Source organism: Mesorhizobium sp. M2A.F.Ca.ET.037.01.1.1 (assembly GCF_003998075.1).
GTDB lineage: Bacteria > Pseudomonadota > Alphaproteobacteria > Rhizobiales > Rhizobiaceae > Mesorhizobium.
In genome coordinates this window covers 1-5503 of sequence record NZ_RZSA01000400.1, presented here as the reverse complement: position 1 = coordinate 5503, position 5503 = coordinate 1, and the positions used below count along the sequence as shown (strand labels likewise).

4 protein-coding genes and 1 pseudogene are annotated in these 5503 nt (G+C 66.0%); all 5 read right to left on the bottom strand.

From position 1 onward, the window contains the following. Window positions 1-942: UDP-3-O-acyl-N-acetylglucosamine deacetylase (lpxC, locus tag EOA27_RS19720; RefSeq protein ID WP_127256931.1), on the bottom strand; the 942-nt coding region annotated here is incomplete at its 3' end. A 354-nt stretch (window positions 943-1296) separates the two neighbouring features. Then, window positions 1297-2964, bottom strand: a complete 1668-nt coding sequence (ftsZ, locus tag EOA27_RS19715) for a cell division protein FtsZ (protein ID WP_126082001.1) — start codon at window positions 2962-2964, stop codon at window positions 1297-1299. A gap of 67 nt (window positions 2965-3031) precedes the next feature. Then, the gene (ftsA, locus tag EOA27_RS19710) at window positions 3032-4339 is read right to left on the bottom strand and encodes a cell division protein FtsA (protein ID WP_042637743.1); all 1308 of its coding nucleotides are present in this window, start codon (window positions 4337-4339) and stop codon (window positions 3032-3034) included. Then, on the bottom strand, window positions 4336-5280 hold the full coding sequence (locus EOA27_RS19705; RefSeq protein WP_126082000.1) for a cell division protein FtsQ/DivIB: 945 nt from the start codon (window positions 5278-5280) through the stop codon (window positions 4336-4338). Before EOA27_RS19705 ends, ftsA begins: the two co-directional genes overlap by 4 nt. Continuing rightward, a pseudogene (locus EOA27_RS19700) lies at window positions 5268-5503 on the bottom strand (D-alanine--D-alanine ligase); the annotation flags it as partial. The gene EOA27_RS19705 and the pseudogene EOA27_RS19700, both read right to left, overlap by 13 nt.

Here is a 5503-nt window from a genome sequence, read left to right as displayed (position 1 = left end):
CACCCAGGGTGCGTAGACCGGCCGGCTGACGGCAATCATCTCGGCGACGCGGCCGCGCTCGCGGCGCCGGGTCTCGACGATCTCGAAGGCCGTGTGGTCGGAAAGCAGCCGGCGCAACGCGGACGCGTTCATCCGGTGGCCGCCGCGATAGGAGCGGAAACAGCCGATGAAGCGCGCGCCGGCCAGCGCCAGATCGCCCATGGCATCGAGCGTCTTGTGGCGGGCGAACTCATTGGGATAGCGCAACCCGCCGACATTGATGACGCGGTTGTCGTCGCCGATAACCAGCGAGTTTTCGAGCGACGAGCCGAGCGCGTAGCCGGCGGCCCAAAGCCTCTCGACATCCTTCATGAAGCCGAAGGTGCGGGCACGCGCGATGTCGCGGCGGAAGATGTCGGGGTTGATATCGGAGGCGAATTGCTGGCGGCCGATGGCCGGGCTTTCGAAATCGATCTCGACCTCGAACCGCGTGCCGTCATAGGGGCGGAATTCCGCCCAGGACGCGCCGGCTTCCACGCGCACCGGCTTGACGACGCGGATATAGCGGCGCTTCACTGCCAGCGTCTCGATACCCGCCTGGTCGAAGGCTTCGACGAACGCCATGGCGCTGCCGTCGAGTATCGGAACTTCCGAGCCGTCGATCTCGATGATGAGATTGTCGATGCCGAGGCCGAACACCGTCGCCATCAGATGCTCGACGGTGCCGATATGTGCGCCGGCCGGATCGCCAAGCATGGTGCAAAGATCGGTGGCCCCGACTTCCGCAACCAGGGCGCGGAGCTCACGGGTTTCGCCGCCGTTCGAAAGATGGAAGACAATACCCGTATCGGCGTCGGCCGGCAGGAAATGAACGGTGACGGTCTTGCCGCTATGGACGCCGATGCCAGTCAGCGTCGCGCGCGATTTCACTGTGGTCTGATAGTCGTGCAAGAGTAACCCCATACGCCCAAATGCCTGCGTCCGCTCCATCGGCCTTGGGTATCTTGCAGCCAGTTGAACGGTCTGGCGCTCGCATCGAATGCGGCAAAATAAGCAAGAGCTGCGGCTCTGTGTGATCGGCAGGCAGGGCTACTCCCCGAATCCCGGCAAACCGACTTTAGTCCGAGCGGAAGATAATGGCCCGCCCTGGAGACTCCAAATCACGGTTTCTTACCCCGTGTAACCACGGGATCGTGTTAAAAATAGATCGTAAGCGATTGTTTTTAATATATTTTGCAAAAGCAACGGGCAGACGATTTCTCGTCTGCCTGTTAACAACCGTTATATATCGTTACGATCGGCGGTGCGCCGTATCGCTCAGTTGGCCTGGCGGCGCAGGAAGGCCGGGATTTCCAGCTGATCATCTTCCTGGACCGTGCGGGCCTGCGGTGTCAGCCGGCCCTGGTCGTCGAGCTGGCCGCGGCGCGGCGCGTAGAGCGCAGGATCCTGGCTGGCGAGGCGGCGCATCTCGGGCGCTGCCTGGCGCAGCTTCGGTTCGCGCGGCTGCGCCGGCTGGAGCCGGGCCGGCTCTTCCTCGCGGCGGGTCAGGCCGTTGGTCAGCCGCTTGATCAGCCCCATCGGACCGCTGTTCTCATGGTCCGCCGGGCGGGTCTTGGCTTCGACCTCAGCCCTCACCACCGGCGGGAAATCCTCCACGCGCGGCATACGCTGCGGAGCGGCGGCCACCGGCTGCGGCATCTCGCGCTGCGGCGCGGGCTGCTGCATGACCTGCGGCTGCATCACCGGCTGAGGCTGCGGTTGCGGCTGGGCTGGCGGAGCCTGGAAGATCTTGCTCTGCGGCCGGAAGTCGTCGATCGGCGCGGGGCGCGGCTGCGCCATGGCGGCTGCGTTTGCCTCGGCAAGCTGGATCGCCTCGGCGACCGGGTCGACCGCGCGCGGCTCGTAGGCCTGCGGCTGGACCGGAGCGGGGCGGATTTCGGCGACCGGAGCCGCCGCCGGGCGAGCGGCCGGCTTCTGCGGCGCGCGGATCGAGATCGGCGCCGCGGCGATTTCGGCGGCCGACTTGTCGATGCCGGTGGCGACGACCGACACGCGGATCACGCCTTCCAGCTCCTCGTCGAAGGTGGCGCCCAGGATAATGTTGGCGTCCTGGTCGACCTCCTCGCGGATGCGGGTCGCGGCCTCGTCCACCTCGAACAGCGTGAGGTCGCGGCCGCCGGTGATCGAGATCAGCAGGCCCTTGGCGCCCTTCATTGAGGTCTCGTCGAGCAGCGGGTTGGCGATCGCGGCTTCGGCAGCGGCCATCGCGCGCCCTTCGCCCGAAGCTTCGCCGGTGCCCATCATCGCCTTACCCATCTCGCGCATCACCGAACGGACGTCGGCGAAGTCGAGATTGATCAGGCCTTCCTTGACCATCAGGTCGGTGATGCAGGCGACGCCCGAGTAGAGCACCTGGTCGGCCATGGCGAAGGCATCGGCGAAGGTGGTCTTGTCATTGGCCAGCCGGAACAGGTTCTGGTTGGGGATGACGATCAGGGTATCGACGCATTTCTGCAGCTCCTCGATGCCCATGTCGGCCGTCTTCATGCGGCGCTGGCCCTCGAAGTGGAACGGCTTGGTGACGACGCCGACGGTGAGGATGCCCTTCTCGCGCGCCGCGCGGGCAACGACGGGAGCGGCGCCCGTGCCGGTGCCGCCGCCCATGCCGGCGGTGACGAAGCACATATGCGTGTTGGACAGATGATCGATGATCTCGTCGATGCACTCTTCCGCCGCCGCGCGGCCGACTTCCGGCTGAGAGCCGGCGCCGAGGCCCTCGGTGACATGCGCGCCAAGTTGGATCAGCCGCTCAGCCTTCGACATGGTCAGCGCCTGTGCGTCGGTGTTGGCCACCACGAACTCGACGCCGCGCAAGCCGGCGGTGATCATATTGTTGACGGCATTGCCGCCGCCGCCGCCGACACCGAACACGGTGATGCGGGGCTTGAGCTCGGTGATGTCCGGCTTTTGCAGATTGATGGTCATTGTCTCCGTCCTTTGCCTTTCCCGCCGCCTCGCCGCTGCGGCCGCCTATGGGGCTGTCCCCGTCAAATTAAAAACTGTCTCTCAACCACTGACTCATGCGATGCAGTCTTCCGCCCGTTCCGGTCATCCTGAAACCGGAAAGTCCTTTCGCCGAATGGCTCTCGAAGCTCGCCATCTGCGGGTAGATCATCAATCCGACCGGGGTCGAGAACGCCGGTCCCTTGGCCGCCTCCGGCAGGCCCGCCACGCCGAGCGGACGGCCGATGCGCACATTGCGCCCGAGAATGCGGCGCGCCGCTTCCGGCAGGCCGGCGAGCTGGCTGGCGCCTCCGGTGAGCACGACGCGTTTTCCCACGGCATTGCCGTAGCCGGACTTGTTCAGCCGGTCGCGCAAAAGCTCGAGCGTCTCGTCGATGCGCGCACGGATGATGCGCGTCATCACCGAGCGCGGTATCTGCGACGGCACATCGCCCTCCTCGCCGATCGGCTGGATCGAGACGAGGTCGCGGTCGTCGGCGCTTCCGGGCAGCGCCGAGCCATGCATCACCTTCAGCCGCTCCGCGGCGTCGAGCGAAGTCGACAGGCCCTTGGCCATGTCGAGCGTCACATGGTTGCCGCCGATGGCGATGGCGTCGCCATGGATGAACTTGCCTTCCGAGAAGACCGAGATGGTCGTCGTGCCGCCGCCCATATCGATGCAGGCGGCGCCCATTTCGAGTTCGTCGTCGACCAGCGAGGCAAGCCCGCTGGCATAGGGCGTCGCCACCATGCGCTCGACCGACAGATGCGAGCGGTTGATGCAAAGCTCGAGATTGCGCATCGGCGCCGCATCGCCCGTCAGCACATGCATGTCGACGCCGAGCGCATCGCCGACCATGCCGCGCGGGTCGCGCATGCCGCGCTCGCCGTCGAGCGAGAAGCCGACGGGCAGCGAATGGATCACTTCGCGCTCGGCCCTCAGCGCCTGCTTGGCGCCGGCGGCGAGCACGCGCTTGATGTCGACTTCCTCGACCTGATGACCACCGAGATTGATCGTCGCCGAAAAGGCTTCGCTCTTCAGCCGGCCCGCCGTCATGTTGACGATGAGGGAATCGACCGTGAGCCCGGCCATGCGCTCGGCGGCGTCGACGGCAAGCCGGATGGCATGCTCGGCGCGATCGAGGTCCACCACGACGCCGGACTTCACGCCCTGCGATTTCTGGTGGCCGATGCCGATCACCTGGATACGATGCGAGCGTCCGCGCAGAAGCTTGCCGTCCTCGTTCGGCTTGAGCTTCGCAACCACGCAGCAAACCTTGCTGGAACCGACGTCGAGCACCGTGAGTATGCCCGACCGGCGCGAAGAAGCGTCACCGCCGCCGCCAAGCCAGCTCATATCTTCGTCCCCGTCTTGCGCTTGGCCGGGTTCTTCGGCTTGTCGCTGAGCGCGGCTTCGCGCTGCGTGGCCGCCTCCGGCGAAAGCTCCACGACCAGCCGGTCGGGGAGCCGCATGTCGACGGCGGCGATGTCGCGCGTCAAAAGCCCGTTGTCGTGGTCGATCTTGACGAGTTCGGCGATCGCCCGGTCCTCGTCGTCTTCCGGCAGCTTGATCGTGATGCCGTTCTCAAGCCTCATGTCCCAGCGGCGCTCGCCGACACGGATATAACCTTTGACCCGCGCCGCAAGCTCGGGATAGCGCTTGATCTTGTCGAGGAAGGCCGGCGCCATGGCCGGCGCGCCGCTACCGATGATCAGCGGCAGCAGCGCCTGCTTGCCGCCCGAGAACGGCGCGATCACCTCGCCGGACCGCTCGATCACCGAAACCGATGTACCCTGCTGCCAGAGCGCAAAGGGCTCGCGCTCCTCGATGCGCACTTCCAGCGTATGAGGGTAGATCTTGCGGACCGCCGCGCCCTCGACCCAAGGCAGCGTCGCGATGCGCTCGCGCGCGGCCTCGGCATCGAAGCCGATCAGCGATGTCCAGCCGTCGAGGCCGAGCCGGTCGAGCACGTCGATCTCGGACGTCTGACGATTGCCGACCACCTTGATCTGGTCGACGGCAAAGCCGGTGCGGGCAGTGATGCCCTGCACGACGCTGTCGGAGTAGCCGCCAAGAAAAGCGCCATAGGCGCTGCTCGACGCGATGAGCGCGGCGGAAAGGATCGCCGCCGAAAAGCGCGGCGCCTCATACTCGCCGCCGCACAGGCGCGCCAGCACGCGCACCGGCCGGCGAAGCTGGCGCGGCAAGACGAAACGGTCGAATGACAGCGGCACGCCGAACAGCGCGGGACCAGCCGCGTTGCCGCCATTACCCTGTCCCCACCTCAACGCAGACACGAAGCGTCCTCCACCATCCAACTCAACAAATCGCCGAACGAGTGTCCCGCTTGCGCGGCGATTTCGGGCACCAGAGACGTCGGCGTCATGCCCGGCTGAGTGTTGACCTCGAGCCAGACAACCTCGCCGTTTTCGGAGTGACGGTCGTCGTAACGGAAATCCGATCGGGAGACGCCCCGGCAACCAATGGCAAGATGAGCCTTGAGGGCCAGTGTCTGTATTT

Bases quoted from the DNA above. Each gene is read 5' to 3' on its own strand.
- ftsZ (WP_126082001.1), bottom strand. From the start codon at position 2,964: ATGACCATCAATCTGCAAAAGCCGGACATCACCGAGCTCAAGCCCCGC.
- ftsA (WP_042637743.1), bottom strand. From the start codon at position 4,339: ATGAGCTGGCTTGGCGGCGGCGGTGACGCTTCTTCGCGCCGGTCGGGC.